The sequence below is a fragment of the Ruegeria sp. B11 genome (assembly GCF_056539785.1).
In genome coordinates, this window is sequence record NZ_JBQFVO010000006.1 from 203,060 (window position 1) to 218,735 (window position 15,676).

Genomic DNA, 15,676 nt, shown 5'->3' on the forward strand with positions numbered 1-15,676 from the left:
TGCCCGGTGCCGCACCTAGGTTCTGAGCCCAAGCATTCCCAGTCAGGAGACAGACATGTCGACCGTAGCCGTTACCGACGACACCTTTGACGCCGAAGTCAAGAATTCCGATATCCCCGTCGTGGTGGATTTCTGGGCCGAGTGGTGCGGCCCCTGTAAGCAGATCGGCCCCGCCCTGGAAGAGCTGGCCAGCGAATATGGTGGCAAGGTGAAGATTGCCAAGGTCGATGTCGACAGCAACCCAAACTCAGCCGCGGCCATGGGCGTGCGCGGCATTCCGGCGCTGTTCATTTTCAAAGACGGTCAGGTGGTTTCGAACCGCGCTGGCGCGGCCCCGAAGGCGGCCCTGCAAAGCTGGATCGACGAGTCGATCTGACCTTCGCTAGTGTGTGAACGAAAAAAAGGCGCCCCGCATTGGGCGCCTTTTTTGTGAAAGCCACTGCGTGACAAGAGTTTAGACTCACTTGATGGTCCACCTCACCGATACTCCCGCGCCGTCTTTGTGGGTAAATGTAACGGTGTCGTCTGCGATTGAAACCACCTGACAGTCGCGGGGCATCACTTCACCGACGATCACGATTCTCCGACAGTAATACCTGTCTTTCCACTCCCACGTGCCGCTGATACTGCCACCTTTCGGGCCTTTGCCCTCAACCGTGCCGTCCTTGTGAATAGTCACCCAGGTTTCGCCCTGAACCAGCTTCTTATCAACGATCAGGTTCATAAATTTCGCTTTGTTTTCTATGACTTCAGCGGATACGCCTGGCGCCAGAAGTCCAAACAACAACAATGATGACATGAGCCGAAAATACGTCATGGAATCAAACCTTTCATAGATCGTGTGCTTAAACAGACAGAATTCTAGTCGATAGCGGCGGTACACACCAAACATTCGGGTTTCGTGGTTTGGCCGGATGCAGTTCACTGTACTGGTTCTTTCAATTCGCAAGAACTCGTGCAGATTGTCGGGTCATCAGGAATAAGGAGGCGACATGCCCAAAACTCGGGTATTGGTGGAATTCGGTATGGGTACGTCGCTTCGGCGCGAAGACTATACCGAAGCAGCGCTGCGCGCGCTCAAGGATGCGCTCTGGCATAACTCGATCAATATGGCGGAATTGTTCGGATTCCCGAAAGAGGCCATGATCATCGACGCGGAAATCGGAGTACAGCAACCGGACCGGGTGGATTCGCAGGCGTTGAAGGCCATTTTCCCCTACGGCCAGCCCAACATCACGGTCACACATGGTGGCTTGGATATCGACAAACCCCATTCTGAAGGTCGCACGGTGATCGCCAACGCCGCGATCGTTGTCTCATTTGATATGGAGCCCGCCCGATGACGGAAAAACGCATCATTCTGGAGATGGGGACCGGCAACGACCTGTATGGTCAGGACTATACCAAGGCCGCGCGCCGCGCTGTTCAGGACGCGCTGCACCACTCGTCCATCACGCTGTTTTCCAAACTGGGCATCAGTCATGAGGAGATGCGCGTTGAGGTCACGATTGGCGTTCAACAGCCTGAGAAGGTTGATTGTGATCTTGTCGCCTCGGATCTGCCGCGGGGCCGCGCCTCGGTTCGGGCGGTCAAAGGGGGACTGGATGTCGAGGATGCCGAGGCGGGTACCCGGCATGTCGTAGCCACTGCTGCAGTTGAGGCTTATCTGCCTGATCTCGCAGGTAAATTCGTCGAAAGCTGAAAAAGAAAAAGCCGCTCAATCGAGCGGCTCATCTTATAAGTGTTCAAATCCTGGATCAGAACTTGGAGATATCAGCGCGGGTCAGCCCGACGTCTTCCAGCTGCTCGTCGCTCAGTTGCGACAGTTCGTTGCGTGTCTGATATGATTTGTACCATTCGACAACGTTTTCGAATGCATGAGAGAATGCGTCCACTGCGTGCAGGATGGTGACTGCTCCGCGCGGCGCATGGGTTTTTGCGATTGCGTTTGCCATGTGCTTAGTCCTTTTAACAGAAACAGCCGACCCGTTGTCGGTTGTAAGCCTCATGTAACTCCGGCGGCTGAGTCTCACAAATGCTGACTCAACAGCCCCGGTTTGCGTTTACTGCATATCTTTTGGGCAGTTTTAGAACCGGTTGCGCAGAACCCGTGCCCGGCCCATATATGGCAGCACGGATAACGGAGGCATTCATGGCAGACAGCGATTTTCCCGGATGGCACGGCACCACTATTATTGGCGTCAAGAAGGGCGGGCAGGTTGTCATCGCCGGGGACGGGCAGGTCAGCCTGGGCCAAACCGTGATCAAGGGCACTGCGCGAAAGGTGCGTCGCCTGACACCGGGCGGGTTCGAAGTGGTCGCCGGATTCGCCGGATCTACGGCGGATGCGTTCACGCTGCTGGAACGTCTGGAAGCCAAGCTTGAGGCGACGCCCGGCCAACTGGCGCGTGCTTCGGTCGAGCTGGCCAAGGACTGGCGCACCGACAAGTATCTGCAGAAGCTCGAGGCGATGCTGATTGTGACCGACGGCGAGGATCTGCTCGTGATCACTGGGGCAGGGGACGTGCTTGAGCCGGAACACAACGTCGCTGCAATCGGGTCGGGCGGCAACTTTGCCCTGGCGGCGGCCCGTGCGATGATGGATAGCGACAAACCAGCCGAGGATGTAGCGCGTGAAGCTATGGCAATTGCTGCGGATATCTGCGTGTATACCAACGGCAATCTGACGGTTGAGACGATCGGGTCATGAGTGCGGTTCTGGCAGCGATATTTGGTGGGCTGATTGGCGGTATTGTTGGGCCGATTGTGCTTGAGGAATATCGGAACCGGAAGCACGCCAAGACATGGAAAGAGCCTCGCAAGAAGCTGCTTGAGTCCATGTTGAGAGATACGAAGTACAAGTTCAAAACTCTGGAACGACTCAGCAGAACAATTGGCTGCACCGAAGATCAGACACGCTCACTATTGATCGAGCTGGAAGCCAGAGGCGCTGTTTCAAAGAAGACCAAAAAGGAAATTTGGGCACTGATCGAGCGCGCGCCATTACAGGAAAGCCAGCGCAAACTTGACGAAGAAGAAATTGAGGAAGAGCAGGAGTAGGTGACCCTTTCCGCTCTATCGGCTGCTCTTTACGCCAATAGCGCTTTGATCTCTTTCCCCTTCCACCTCAAATGCATCCCGATCAGGCCCATCAGGGCAGTGACAATGACGATATAATACGGCACGCGGATGTCGATGCTCATCAATCCGCCTCCGATCAGGGACATGATACCGCCTGCTAGGCAGAACACGGCTGTGGTCACGCCCATGACCCAGCCCTGATCCGTTTCGGCAACGCTGGATGAGAACAGGCCTAGCAGCGTCGGGTAAGAAACGCCGAAGAAGAAGTAGAAGAAAAAGACCGGAATATAGCTCAGTACCCCGCTGGGGCTGAATGCGAAGGCAAAGCCACAGATCACCATGGTGACCAACGAGGTGTAGATGATCTGGTGCTTGCTGAACCTCTCTTGCGCTGGTTTCACAAGGAAGGTGCTGGAAAAGGCCAGCGCAACGCCAATGACCACCATCGCCATGCTGCCCCCTATTACGCCATAACCCCACGCGCTGGTCAGGAAGTTGTCGACGAATACATAGAAAGTAACGTTGGCGACCATGAACAGGGCATAAACTGGCATGATTTTCAAAACCAACGGGTGTTCGCGCACAGCTAGGAGGCTGTCGGTTATGTCGCGGGGGCGGAAGACGAAGGGTTCGCGCTCGGTTCTGGTATCCTTGAAGAACGCGGTCACAAGAAAGATTGCAATCAGGACCAGCACAAACGCCCCGTAGAAAGGCGTTTTCAATGTCGCCGCGCTGCCCAATAAGGCTGCATCGGACAGAACCGCGCCTATGATCGGTCCTCCGACCAAGCCAAAGCTGACACCGGTCACAATATAACCCATGTTGCGGTCGCGGTCGGCAGCGTCGGTGCTGCCATCGATCATTGCCGCCTGCGCAATGGGCTGATTGCCGGCGGTAAATCCGGTGATCGACCGGCCGATGATCAGCAATAGCAGGCTGTTAAGATAAAGCGCGGCGATCGTCAGGGCGTAACCGACCAACGCCCCGGTCAAACAGACCAGAAGAGCATTCTTGCGCCCGATAGAGTCAGAAACTTTCGAGACATAGACCACCCCCAGAAACCAAGACAGGAAGAAGCAGCCGATCACCAGACCATAATAAAAGTGCCTTGTGCCCATGGCCGTGCTTTCCGGCAAGAAGCCGGACTTCGTTTCCATGATCAGGGAGTTGATGATGGGAAACACCAGCCCTTGTCCGATCAGGTCAACAAAGACCACAAACAGCAGGGTGATCTTGGCAATCTTGGTCATGAAAACGCCCCCAGTTCCAATATCTTGGGGCGAGTGTAACAGACAGTTGCCCTGTCACCTAACGGCGTGTCAGAGGCCGGAAAGCCCGACCCCTGAAGGGTGTGATTACTTCAACGAAGCAACTCCCAGCGGGACGCCGGCAACCTCGCACCAAATGTAAACTTCGTTGTAGCCCGAGACATCCATGGTTGGTGGCACGGCATAGGATTGCTTGCCGGTCAGGTGCAGCAGCGCGCCCAGTTTGCTGTCTGGGGCGTATGTGCCGTCCTTGCCAAATGCGACACGCGGGTCGGGGCCGTTGTCCAGCGAAAAGTCGTCGCCCAGTTCAACGATGTAACGCTCGCCATCTTTGACCAGTTTTACCGAACCGGTAGTGACGTGGTTCGAGCGGCCTTCAAATGTGCCTTTCTTTTTTGCGCCACCGGCCAGGGCAGCGGTGGTGCCGACCAAAGACAGGGCCGCGCCGGTAGCTGCAGCTTTCACAAAAAGCGAACGACGAGTCATCATGATGAGGTATCTCCCTAATGTCATACGGACGCAGAGTCCGTCGCGAAAGGTTATGCCGCAGACGCTGTGCATCTGGCGATTCACATCACCACGAAATTCCGTGTGCTGCCCGTGAGTTGCCGTGATCTTCTCGTGATCGGCTTGTGTTTTCGCGCCGTATGATTAGGTTCCGCTGCGAAACATACGGATAGAACACATATGACCGACCTGACCCCGCGCGAGATTGTCTCGGAACTGGACCGCTTTATTATCGGGCAGAAAGACGCGAAACGCGCCGTCGCCGTGGCGCTACGCAACCGCTGGCGGCGCAAGCAGTTGCCAGATGACATCCGCGATGAGGTCTATCCAAAAAACATTCTGATGATCGGACCCACCGGCGTTGGCAAGACCGAGATCAGCCGCCGTCTGGCCAAACTGGCCCGCGCACCCTTCATCAAGGTTGAAGCCACCAAATTCACCGAGGTCGGCTATGTCGGTCGGGACGTTGAACAGATCGTGCGTGATCTGGCTGACGCCGCAATCCTGCAAACCCGCGAGTATATGCGCGAGGATGTCAAAGCCCGCGCCCATCAGGCCGCCGAGGATCGCGTGATCGAGGCGATTGCTGGAACCGACGCCCGCGAAGCGACGCGGGAGATGTTCCGTAAGAAGCTGAAAGCGGGTGAGCTGGACGATACCGAAATCGAGTTGGAACTGTCAGATACCACGAACCCGATGCCGATGTTCGATATACCGGGCCAGCCGGGTGGTCAGATGGGGATGATGAATCTGGGTGATATCTTCGGCAAGGCCTTCGGTGGAAGGACCGTCAAGAAACGCATGACTGTCGCTGAAAGCTATGAGGCCTTAATTGGGGAAGAGGCCGACAAGTTGCTGGATGATGAAACCGTCAACCGGGTGGCTTTGGAAGCGGTCGAACAGAACGGCATCGTGTTTCTGGATGAAATCGACAAAGTCTGCGCCCGATCCGATGCGCGCGGAGGCGATGTCAGCCGGGAAGGGGTTCAGCGCGACCTGCTGCCTCTGATCGAGGGCACCACTGTCAGCACCAAACATGGCCCTGTGAAAACCGACCATATCCTTTTCATTGCATCCGGTGCGTTTCACATCGCCAAGCCCTCGGACCTGCTGCCAGAACTTCAGGGCCGTTTGCCGATACGCGTGGAACTGCGCGCCCTGACAGAAGAGGATTTCGTACGTATCCTGACCGAGACCGACAACGCTCTGACCCTGCAGTATACTGCCCTGATGGGCACTGAAGAGGTCACGGTCAGTTTCACCGAAGACGGGATCGCAGCCTTGGCCCGGATTGCGGCGGATGTGAACCAAAGCATCGAGAATATCGGTGCGCGGCGGCTTTACACGGTGATGGAGCGCGTGTTCGAAGAGCTTTCGTTCACCGCACCGGATCAGGCAGGGGCTGAGATCACCGTCGATGCAGGTTTCGTGAACGACAATCTTGGCGAGCTGACAAAATCCACAGACCTCAGCCGTTACGTTTTGTAACAGGTGCCAGCCGGATTTTGCCAATGAGTCGTGCCCTCAGGCTGGACGCGGGGCGGGAATACGGTAGCGTAGCCCTGTAACTTCACAGGGGCAGAGCGTGCTGCGCTATTTCATCATCATTGTGACGCTGTCTGTGCTGACCGCCTGTGCGGATCGGTCTATCACAGAGATCACACCCGAAGCCCTTAGGGTCGGCACCCCCGCCACGGTCTTTGCCGCCACTACCCGTGCGCGCGAGCCGGATGGCAGCTACGGAGCTAACCGTGCCGAGGCACTTCGTTACCTTGAGATGACCGTCTCGATTCCGCCGTCGCACACGCCGGGTGACCTCGAGTTCTCATACGCGAACCCGAATCCGAACAAACAGTTTGTCGTGGCCGATGTTACCGAGTTCTCGGGTCCGCAGGATCTGAAGTCCCGTCTGCGTGGCGTGGATGACGTGGTCATCTTTGTTCACGGGTATAACGCCACGCAGACCGAGACCGCATTTCGGGCCGCTCAGCTGAGCCATGATATCGGTATCCCCGGAACCATTCTGATTTATTCCTGGCCCAGTAAGGCGCGCGGCACCGGTTACGCCTATGATCTGGACAGTATGCTGTTTGCCCGAGACGGGCTGGAACAGACCATTAGATTGCTCAAATCAATGGGCGTAAAGCGGGTCGTCCTGATAGCGCATTCGATGGGCAGCGCCCTATCGATGGAGATGATGCGGCAAGCCGAACTGCGCGAGCCGGGATGGGCAAGCCGCAATCTTGAGGGGGTCATCCTGATCTCACCTGATCTGGATGTGGATCTGTTCCGATCCCAGATGAACAGCATCAAGAGCCCGCCCGACCCGTTTGTGGTGATGGTGTCCCAGAAGGACAAGATTCTGAACCTGTCGGCTCGGCTGCGCGGCACCGCGGACAGTCAGAGGTTGGGTAATATTAGTTCGGTCGACGCGTTGGCCGAATATCCGATCAGCGTGATCGACACGACTGCATTCAACAGCGATGCGGGATCATCTCATTTCGTGGCGGCGACGTCTCCGGCGCTGCTGGCCATTCTCAGTTCAGTCCGCCGAGTCAGCAACACCTTTGGCCCCGACCGGCCTGGCATCGATGTCCTTGTCCCACCCAGCGAGCGCAGCGCAGATGGCGCGACCGAGATTGTGCTGACCGAGACCGGACAGGCGCAGGTTAGCGCGCCCTGATCAGGCACGCATTCGATGATCGGGGTCCAGCGATGGGATCGCATCCAGCAACCGCTTGGTATAGTCTTGCTTGGGTGCGGCAAACAGTTCGCGCGTCGGGGCGCTTTCGACGATCTTGCCGTGATACATCACGACCACAAAATCGCAGGTATGGGCCACAACCGACAGATCGTGGCTGATGAACATGAAGGTCAGGCCCATATCTCGCTGAAGGGATTTCAGCAGGTTCAGGATATCCGCCTGAATCGACACGTCCAGCGCCGCCACGCATTCATCGGCAACTACAAAACGCGGGTTGCAGGCCAGAGCCCGCGCGATAGAAATCCGCTGACGCTGACCGCCCGAAAACGCGTGCGGATAGCGTCGCAGATGTTCAAGGTTCAACCGGCATTTGCCCGCAATCTCGCGAACCCGCGCATCGGTTTCCTCACGCGATGCGGTCAGGCCCATCACATCCAGCGGTTCGGCTATGATATCACGCACGGTCATCCGAGGACTAAGCGCCGCGTAAGGGTCCTGAAAAATCAACTGAGCCCGACGGCGATAGGACTTGAGATCGGTTGCTGACATTTTGGTCAGATCGAACCGCTCTTCACCATCATCATAGCTTGCGCCACCGCTGGTGATTGGAACCGCATTCAGCAATGCGCGGCCGAGTGTTGTCTTGCCCGAGCCGGACTCGCCGACCACCCCAACAAAAGCCCCTCGCGGGATTTCGATCGAGACGTTGTCGACCGCCTTCAGCGTGCGCTTGTTAAACAACCCGCCACCAAGGGGAAATTCGACTGACAGGTTTTCGGTTTTGATCAATGCGTTTGTCATGGCTGGCCTGGCACGTCTTCGGGGAAAATGGCTGCGAAATGGCCGGGGCTGACCTCGGTCAAGGGTGGGCGTTCCGTTTCATATCGCGATCCGGGTTTGAGTTCCGGGTTGCGTGGATGGAACACGCAGCCTGATGGCCGCTCCAGAGGTGAGGGGATATCGCCGGGGATCGGGGTTAGCGGTGCGTCCAGATCATCGAGTTTGGGTAACGCGTTCAGCAGGCCACGCGTATAGGCATGTGCCGGATGGCGGATCACTTCACGCACAGGTCCGCTTTCCATGATCCGACCCAGATACATCACCGCAACCCGGTCGGCGGTTTGGGCGACGACGCTTAGGTCATGGGTGATGAAGACGATGCCCATGCCGAACTCGGCCACCAGATCCTTCATCAGATCCAAAACCTGAGCCTGAATGGTCACGTCCAGCGCCGTTGTCGGCTCATCCGCGATCAGCAGTTTGGGCTTGGTCGAAAGCGCCATGGCGATCATCGCCCGCTGACGCATCCCGCCCGACAATTCGAAAGCGTATTGGTTGAACCGGGCCGCTGGTTCAAGGATACCCACCCGGTCCAGCATTTCGATCGATAGTTCTTTGGCCTGCTTTTTGCTGAGATCCGTGTGGATCAGCAACTGTTCAACCATCTGCTTGCCGATGGTGATCGCGGGGGCAAAGCTGGCCATCGGCTCTTGAAAGATCATACTGATCGCCCCGCCGCGCACAATCTCCATGTCCTTGGGCCGCTTCAGCGCCATGATATCAACCGGGCCGCTGTCGAGATGCAGATCGATCCGGCTTTCCGGTGCATAGATCGCGTTGGGTGGATTCAGTTTCATCAGTGATTTTGCTGTCACTGATTTCCCTGATCCACTTTCGCCGACCAGCCCGAGCACCTCGCCTGGGGCGAGTGAAAACGAAACATCCTCAACCGCCGTGATCAACCCTTCATCGGTTTTGAACTGAACGGACAGGTTTTCGACATCGATCAAGCTCATTTGCGGGTCTCCGAATAAGGATCAGCCGCATCGCGCAGGCCATCGCCAACGAACACGAAAGACATCACGAGAACGACAAAGAAGATGACCGGGATGAAATACCATTGGTAATTCAGCAGAACATCCGCCTTGGTCACATTCTGCAACATCACGCCAAGTGAGTTGACCGGATCTTTCAGCCCCAGCCCGATAAAGCTGAGCGCGGTTTCGCTGAGGACCATATAGGGGAACGAGATCACCAGATCGACGATGATGTAACTGGTGAAGCTGGGCAGCAGATGACGCCGGATGATGTGGCCCGGCGATGCACCGCAAAGCTTTGCCGCAAGCACATATTCCTGATTGCGTTCGGTCAACAGATGGGTGCGAACTCGCCGTGCTAAAGTAGGCCAGCCGACCAATCCCAATATGGCTGTGATGACAAAGAATCTTGTTTCGGCCGACCATTCCGGCGGGATAAAGGCCGCAATCGCCATGAACAGAGGTATGGCCGGAACCGTACGGATCGCATCGGTGATCATTTGGATCACACTGTCGACCATTCCACCGTAATATCCTGCCACCCCTCCGATCGCGAGCGCCAGCACGAACGAAATCATCACCCCAAGCGTTCCGACCTGTAGCGACGTCCAAACCGCATGCAGTGTACGGCTGAAGATATCCTTGCCGGCACTGTCGGTTCCGAACAGGTGAACATAGCCCTGATCGACACCAAACAGATGGATGTTACCGGGAATGACTCCAAACAGCTTATATTTGTCGCCCCGAACGAAGAACTGGATATATCGGCGTTCATCCTCGTTCACTTTCTCGACCCAGCGGAAATTGGTCGCCAACGAGCGTTCGCGAGTTACCCCGTGCAGGAACGGGCGGATCGAGCAGCCATTCTTGTCGCAGAATCTTGGAATCTGCGGGGCTCCGTTCAGATAGTCTTTGTCACGCCCTGCGGCGGTCGGATCGTAAGGCGACAGGAACGGAGCAAAGATGCCCGACAGGATCAGGACGACCAGAACTGTGGCCGCAATCATCGCCGCGCGCTGTTTCTTGAATCGGGCCCAGATCAACTGACGCTGCGAGGCGGTGAAATAGGCTTCTTTTGCCTTTTGGTTGTCGATTGTCGCAGTCATCTGGTCACCTGAGGATACTTTTGCGCACGCGCGGATCAATCACCGCAAGCAGAATGTCGGTGAAGAAATTCAACGTTACGATTGATGCCGTCAGCAGAAAGATGATGGCCCCCGCAAGTTGCTGATCATTGGACCGCGCCAACGCTTCAAGCAAAAGCGCACCGGCTTCAGTCAATGTCAGGATCAGCGCCACAATGGGCAGTTCGTTGAAGATCCGGTTCAGGTCAAAGCCAAGGCTGTTGACGATCGGCCCCAGCGCATGACGGGCCGGATAGCGCCATAACAGTCGGCGGCCATAAATGCCCCGCGCGGCAGCAGCGGTGACATACAGCTTCCCGATCTCATCCGACATCAACGCGCGCACGGTCTGCAGCGCAAAGGCTGTGGCCGACCAGCCCAGAATGAAGATCGGCAGCCAGGCGTGTTTCAGCAAATCGAGGAACTTGCCCCAAGACCAAGGCGCTTCTTTATACTCCGGCGAGAACAGCCCGGTCAGTGTCTCGCCGAAATAAACGGTTGAAACCAGCATCACCATCAGGGCCAGCAGGAAGTTCGGCATCGCCAGACCCAGATAGCTGACGATCCGCAGCGAGTTGTTCAATACTGCACTGCGCGAGGCGGCAGAAATGATGCCCACAGGGATTGCAATGGCATAAGCCAGCGTCAAAGCGCCAAGGCAGATCCACAGCGACAGCCAGAACTTGTCGCCCAGCAGCTGTGCAATATTCACCCGCAGGATGCAGCTTTCGCCGAAATCGCCACGAAATGCCCCTGACAACCAAGTGGCCCATCGGGTCAGGAACGGTTGATCCAACCCCAGTCGGGCGCGTTCTGCTGCAACGTCAGCAACGGTGATCGCGGACCCTTGGGTGTTTTTATACGCCAAATAGCGCTCGGCACAGTCACCGGGCACCAGTTCCATCAGTGAAAAAACAATCAGCGATACGATGACCAAAGTGACCAACGCCATAACCGCCCGGGTGGCGGCAAATCTGCAGAATTGCAACATATCTGTCCCCGCGGGATGCGCGAAGGCGGGCGCGGGCGCCCACCTTCTTATCTTCTCAACCTTATTCGCTCAGCCACCACTGGGCGGGGCGGTAAGGATAGGTCCGATAGAACTCGTAAGACTGCGTTTTGAACTCGGTAAAGTTCTGCAGGTTGTTCGAGTGATAGATCGGGGCAGGAGCATTCACGGTACCCAGGAACAGCAGCTCGCCGGTCATGATCTCGACCATCTTCTGCGCGGCGGATACTGACGCATCAGAGCCGGGTGCACTGGACTGATAGGTGTCCAATGCAGTCTTCAGATCCGCGACCCAAGCCGGTGGTTCAACTCCGTTTTCACCGTTTGAGCTGATATATTCAGCCCAGAGCATACCTGTACGTACGTCGAAATAGCCATCAAACGGAGGCACCCAGATCTCGCTGTCCCCGAGGATCGACCCGGCTGGCTGGCTCTTCAGCCATAGGCCCATATCCAGCGAGTTGGCCGTTTGTGCGGCGCGGAATTCGTCGGATGTCACCTCTTTGATCGCGGTGTTGACGCCAACGTCTTTCCAGTTCTGAGCAATCAGTTCCACCAATTGCGCCGAAGCTGGCTGGGTCGAGAACTGCCAATCCAGAACAAACGGATCACCATTCGGCAAGTCGCGGAAGCCATCACCGTCCTTGTCGACAAGACCGACTTCGTCCAGCAGCGCATTGGCGCGCTCTGCGTCGAATTCGATCTCATGGTTCGACCATTTTTCGTCGATGAAATCGGGACGTGGCGAGAAGCCGATGTACTGTGTCGGTGTTCCCAGACCAAAAGCCACAACCTCGTTCAGCTGGTTGCGATCCATAGCAACAGACATCGCAGTTCTGAACCGGATATCGTTAAAGATCGCGCGCTTGGCCTCGTCTTCTGCGGTCACGTTGAAGGTCAGAACCGGATAACCGATCGAAGGCTTCACCTCGACCGTGTAGTTACCGTTCTCCTGACCTTCGAGCAGCACCGGAGCGGATGTCAGGTTAACACCCTGCGATTTGTAATCGACCTCGCCATTCAGCAACTTAAGGGTGCGAACTTCTTCGTCCGGAACGTAAGTTTCATCCATTTCCGAAATGTAGGGAAGCTGGTTACCCTGCGTGTCGACCTGGAAGAAATAGGGGTTGGCCACGTAGTGACGACCCTCGGTGCTCTCCTTCACAAGGATATGGCTCTCCAGCGTCGGCATGGTGTCGGTGGGAAGACCCGCCAGTTTGTCACCGGCTGTCAGCATCGGAGATGGCGTATCCATCCAGTCCGAGTTGCCATAATAGGCCTTGATCAGCTCGTACCCGTTTTCATAACCAAGCGCCTGCGCGTTGGCGTCGGCGTTGTCATCCAGCGCCGGGTGGAACTTTTCAAAGAAATGCTTGGGCTGGTAGGGCTGCACATAGGTGAACGAGAATGTCTCGGTCAGGCCAGGCTTGGGCGCGGCAAGGGTAAAGCGGACAGTGGTGTCGTCCAGCGCTTCGACCTTCATGGGCTCACCGCCCGCCAGCGCATAATCCTTCGCTTCGGCGATGACATTGGTGTCCATCATCAGGTTATCGTACCAGAAGACGATATCCGCCGCCGTAAATGGCGCGCCATCCGACCACTTGTGGCCTTCACGCAGATTCACGGTCAGCACGGTGAAGTCATCGTTCCATTCCCAGGATTTCGCCACGTTGGGCACCAGGGTCTGCAGGTCGTCGGAATAGCGGAACAGGTTGACGTGACGCACCGAAAGGAAGTCCGAGGTGCCGCTTTCTGTGGCGTTGGAGAGCGCGTCCAGAACACCGCCATACTGACCTATCGAGTCATAGGGTACGATGACCAACGGGTCAGCCGGCAGACGATCTGCCACGGCCGCAAGATCGCCATTGCCACGGATCATGCCGTTCAGATCCCCAATAGCCGGGTTTTCGGCAAAGCTGAGCGTACAGTTTGCAGCTGATTGAAACTCGGACAGATCAAACTGCTGAGGATAAGCACCAGCTGCGACGCCCTGCATATCCGCGACGGTTGCAGCAGGACAATTGGCCCAGGCCGCGCCCCCGATTGTGGCAAAGGCCACACCTGACATAAGAAGCTTTTTCATGTTTTCTCCCTAGGTTTTGTTTATTTCGTTTTGCGTTTCCGAGAGCCCGATTTGCCCGCTTTGCTTTCGGAGGTTTCTTTGTTCTTTTTTTGCTTCCGGGGCTCTGTTTCTTCCGGCCCGGATTTGACATCGTTTTGCGATGCAATGTGCACTTGGACCCCAGCTTGCTTGAGAACGGGTGCAAACGCATCGGGTGGGGCGATATCGGTCACCAGATCCGTCACCTTGTCGAACGGGCAAGACACGTTGGCTGCCTTTGCACCGAATTTGGTGTGGTCCGCTGCAACGATCATGCGATGCGTGTTCCCTTGCAGCGCACGGGTCAGATCCGCCTCCAGCGGGTTCGAGGCCAATACACCTCCAACCAGCGACAGTGCATCCGCGCCGCAGATTACCGCGTCATAGCTGTACTGACACGCCAGTTCTTCAGCCGCACGGCCAAAACTGCCTCGTTCGGAGCGGATTACTTCGCCCCCTGCCAGAACGGCGCGCGTACCATTGTGATCGGCCAGGGATGCGACAACTGACAAAGAGTTGCTAACGACGGTCAAACCCCGCAGCTCACGTAGTTGCTCGGCCACATGAGTCATGGTCGAGCCAACGGTGATGAACAACACCATCTCGTCCTCAAGCAACCCGCAGACCCGCTTGGCGATGTTGGTTTTCTCGTCGGCATTATACTCCAACGCGCCCGAAAACATCGGTGTATCCTGCGCCCGAGACAGAAATGTGCCGCCATGCACACGCTCAACCTTGTTCGCGCGCGCCAGTGCCTTGACCAAACGACGCACAGTTTCCTCAGAGACGTCCATGATCTGGGCGATCTGAGTGTTGCGCGCTGACCCCCCCAGCCGCGCAAGGACATCCAGCAGCTCTCGGCCACGATGTGGGATGGTTACGCTATCATCATCCATTTTCAGACTCGGTCACATTTTCGCGCAAAAATCCACAATAAATGTAAATCTTTTGCGACAATTTTGGTTTTTTTGCCTTTTCCGGTCAACATGGCATAGCAAACCTGCAGTTTCATGCGGCGTGACAGGTGGATTTCAGATCTCTCGCAAGAATCATTCAACTCATCCCAGCATGTGTTCATGACGACAATGCGATCAGCGTCACGCCAGCGGCCATCATCACGGCCGCCAGAAGGCGTCGCATGGGATTGCCTTCACCCAGGAACAGAAATCCGATTAGGGCCGCGAAGATCACTGAGGTTTCGCGTAAGGCTGACACGACGCCAAGCGGAGCGAAATTCTTGGCATAAAGCACTAGGCCGTAAGCGGTCATCGACACCATTCCGCCTGCAATCCCGATCACCCAGATGCGCAGAGGCAAATCAAGCACACGCGCGCCTCGCCGTAGCGCGACAAAGCCCACAACAAAGATATGCAGAACCGAATGCCAGGCCCAATAACTCAGGATGTTGCCTGACACACGCACGCCCAGGCCATCCACAAGCGAGTAGATGGAAATAAAGCAGCCCGTTCCCAATGCGAAAACAAGCGATGCCCTACCGACCCCTTGCCTCAAAACCGACCAGCTGGACAGTTGAATGCCGGTGGCAATCACCGCGATCCCAATCCATGCCTGCGTCGGCAGATGTTCGCCCGCAAATATCACGGCCCAAAGAGCGACCAGCGCAGGAACCACACCGCGCGCGATCGGGTACACCACACTGAGATCACCATGCCGGTAGGCCTGATTCAGCATGTAGAAATATCCGAAATGAACGACAGTCGAACCTGCCAGATATGGCAGGCTCTCGACATTCGGCAGCGGCAGAACCGCTACCATCAGCGCCCCCGGGATAACATGCCCCAGTGCAACCAGACCCAGCGTGACCGTTCGGTCAGCGGCTGTTTTTACAACCGTGTTCCAGATCGCATGCAGCAACGCGGCCGCAAGGATTATGAGAACGATTTCAGCGCTCACTGTCAGATCGCCACTTTAAACAGCTCAGTGATGTTTTGTTGGTTGAGTTGGATTGGGTTACCTCCGCATGAGGGGTCGATGATAGCGCCTTGGACCAGTTCGGGGATGGCGGCTTTGGTGACGCCGAGGTCGGAGAGTTTGCGGGGGATGG

General features: G+C 56.5%; 18 protein-coding genes and 1 pseudogene. 7 read left to right on the forward strand and 12 right to left on the reverse strand.

Features of this window, described 5'->3' with window-relative positions:
- Positions 1 to 55 precede the first annotated feature (55 nt).
- Positions 56 to 376, forward strand: a complete 321-nt coding sequence (gene trxA, locus ACR0I1_RS18270) for a thioredoxin (protein ID WP_170397826.1) — start codon at positions 56 to 58, stop codon at positions 374 to 376.
- Between the two features lie 84 nt (positions 377 to 460).
- On the opposite strand, the gene ACR0I1_RS18275 is transcribed toward trxA, so the two are convergent.
- Entirely contained in the window at positions 461 to 724 is a 264-nt protein-coding gene (locus ACR0I1_RS18275; RefSeq protein ID WP_170425357.1) for a hypothetical protein, read from the reverse strand.
- Positions 725 to 992: 268 nt separating this feature from the next.
- Between ACR0I1_RS18275 and ACR0I1_RS18280 the strand changes: the two genes are divergently transcribed.
- Positions 993 to 1,343: a Lin0512 family protein gene (locus ACR0I1_RS18280; RefSeq protein ID WP_170625360.1), complete on the forward strand. Its 351-nt coding sequence runs from the start codon at positions 993 to 995 to the stop codon at positions 1,341 to 1,343.
- A complete protein-coding gene (locus tag ACR0I1_RS18285) occupies positions 1,340 to 1,702 on the forward strand; it encodes a Lin0512 family protein (RefSeq protein WP_170407917.1) in 363 nt (120 codons plus the stop codon). Before ACR0I1_RS18280 ends, ACR0I1_RS18285 begins: the two co-directional genes overlap by 4 nt.
- 55 nt (positions 1,703 to 1,757) lie before the next feature.
- Here ACR0I1_RS18285 and ACR0I1_RS18290 read toward each other — a convergent pair whose 3' ends face one another.
- Positions 1,758 to 1,955 (reverse strand): DUF1127 domain-containing protein, encoded by a 198-nt coding sequence (locus ACR0I1_RS18290; protein WP_170397815.1) that lies wholly within the window; start codon positions 1,953 to 1,955, stop codon positions 1,758 to 1,760.
- Between the two features lie 197 nt (positions 1,956 to 2,152).
- Here ACR0I1_RS18290 and hslV point away from each other — a divergent pair, with 197 nt between their 5' ends.
- Together hslV and ACR0I1_RS18300 are read left to right on the forward strand one after the other, a co-directional pair.
- On the forward strand, positions 2,153 to 2,710 hold the full coding sequence (hslV, locus tag ACR0I1_RS18295; protein ID WP_170566574.1) for an ATP-dependent protease subunit HslV: 558 nt from the start codon (positions 2,153 to 2,155) through the stop codon (positions 2,708 to 2,710).
- Positions 2,707 to 3,060 (forward strand): hypothetical protein, encoded by a 354-nt coding sequence (locus tag ACR0I1_RS18300; protein ID WP_170425354.1) that lies wholly within the window; start codon positions 2,707 to 2,709, stop codon positions 3,058 to 3,060. Before hslV ends, ACR0I1_RS18300 begins: the two co-directional genes overlap by 4 nt.
- Before the next feature lie 29 nt (positions 3,061 to 3,089).
- On the opposite strand, the gene ACR0I1_RS18305 is transcribed toward ACR0I1_RS18300, so the two are convergent.
- On the reverse strand, positions 3,090 to 4,331 hold the full coding sequence (locus ACR0I1_RS18305) for an MFS transporter (RefSeq protein WP_170733761.1): 1,242 nt from the start codon (positions 4,329 to 4,331) through the stop codon (positions 3,090 to 3,092).
- Between the two features lie 105 nt (positions 4,332 to 4,436).
- Positions 4,437 to 4,838 (reverse strand): DM13 domain-containing protein, encoded by a 402-nt coding sequence (locus tag ACR0I1_RS18310; RefSeq protein ID WP_170397803.1) that lies wholly within the window; start codon positions 4,836 to 4,838, stop codon positions 4,437 to 4,439.
- A gap of 198 nt (positions 4,839 to 5,036) precedes the next feature.
- On the opposite strand from ACR0I1_RS18310, the gene hslU reads away from it, so the two are divergent.
- Positions 5,037 to 6,344 carry an ATP-dependent protease ATPase subunit HslU gene (gene hslU / locus ACR0I1_RS18315; RefSeq protein ID WP_170425348.1) on the forward strand — a complete coding sequence of 436 codons (1,308 nt, stop codon included), beginning with the start codon at positions 5,037 to 5,039 and terminating at the stop codon, positions 6,342 to 6,344.
- A gap of 97 nt (positions 6,345 to 6,441) precedes the next feature.
- Positions 6,442 to 7,539: an alpha/beta hydrolase gene (locus tag ACR0I1_RS18320; protein ID WP_480707486.1), complete on the forward strand. Its 1,098-nt coding sequence runs from the start codon at positions 6,442 to 6,444 to the stop codon at positions 7,537 to 7,539.
- On the opposite strand, the gene ACR0I1_RS18325 is transcribed toward ACR0I1_RS18320, so the two are convergent.
- The 8 genes and pseudogenes from ACR0I1_RS18325 to ACR0I1_RS18360 form a co-directional block, all read right to left on the reverse strand.
- The gene (locus tag ACR0I1_RS18325; RefSeq protein ID WP_170594923.1) at positions 7,540 to 8,361 is read right to left on the reverse strand and encodes an ATP-binding cassette domain-containing protein; all 822 of its coding nucleotides are present in this window, start codon (positions 8,359 to 8,361) and stop codon (positions 7,540 to 7,542) included. It abuts the gene before it with no gap.
- A complete protein-coding gene (locus tag ACR0I1_RS18330) occupies positions 8,358 to 9,356 on the reverse strand; it encodes an ABC transporter ATP-binding protein (RefSeq protein ID WP_170513428.1) in 999 nt (332 codons plus the stop codon). Before ACR0I1_RS18330 ends, ACR0I1_RS18325 begins: the two co-directional genes overlap by 4 nt.
- Complete coding sequence (locus tag ACR0I1_RS18335) at positions 9,353 to 10,483, reverse strand: ABC transporter permease (RefSeq protein ID WP_480707487.1); 1,131 nt, start codon at positions 10,481 to 10,483, stop codon at positions 9,353 to 9,355. Before ACR0I1_RS18335 ends, ACR0I1_RS18330 begins: the two co-directional genes overlap by 4 nt.
- Before the next feature lie 4 nt (positions 10,484 to 10,487).
- Positions 10,488 to 11,492: an ABC transporter permease gene (locus ACR0I1_RS18340; protein WP_170397787.1), complete on the reverse strand. Its 1,005-nt coding sequence runs from the start codon at positions 11,490 to 11,492 to the stop codon at positions 10,488 to 10,490.
- Between the two features lie 61 nt (positions 11,493 to 11,553).
- Entirely contained in the window at positions 11,554 to 13,593 is a 2,040-nt protein-coding gene (locus tag ACR0I1_RS18345) for an ABC transporter substrate-binding protein (protein WP_170594920.1), read from the reverse strand.
- A gap of 20 nt (positions 13,594 to 13,613) precedes the next feature.
- Positions 13,614 to 14,507, reverse strand: coding sequence for a DeoR/GlpR family DNA-binding transcription regulator (locus ACR0I1_RS18350; protein WP_170594917.1), 894 nt, complete (start codon positions 14,505 to 14,507; stop codon positions 13,614 to 13,616).
- A 178-nt stretch (positions 14,508 to 14,685) separates the two neighbouring features.
- Entirely contained in the window at positions 14,686 to 15,525 is an 840-nt protein-coding gene (locus ACR0I1_RS18355) for an EamA family transporter (RefSeq protein WP_170397778.1), read from the reverse strand.
- A 2-nt stretch (positions 15,526 to 15,527) separates the two neighbouring features.
- Positions 15,528 to 15,676, reverse strand: a pseudogene (locus ACR0I1_RS18360) (iron-containing alcohol dehydrogenase); the annotation flags it as partial.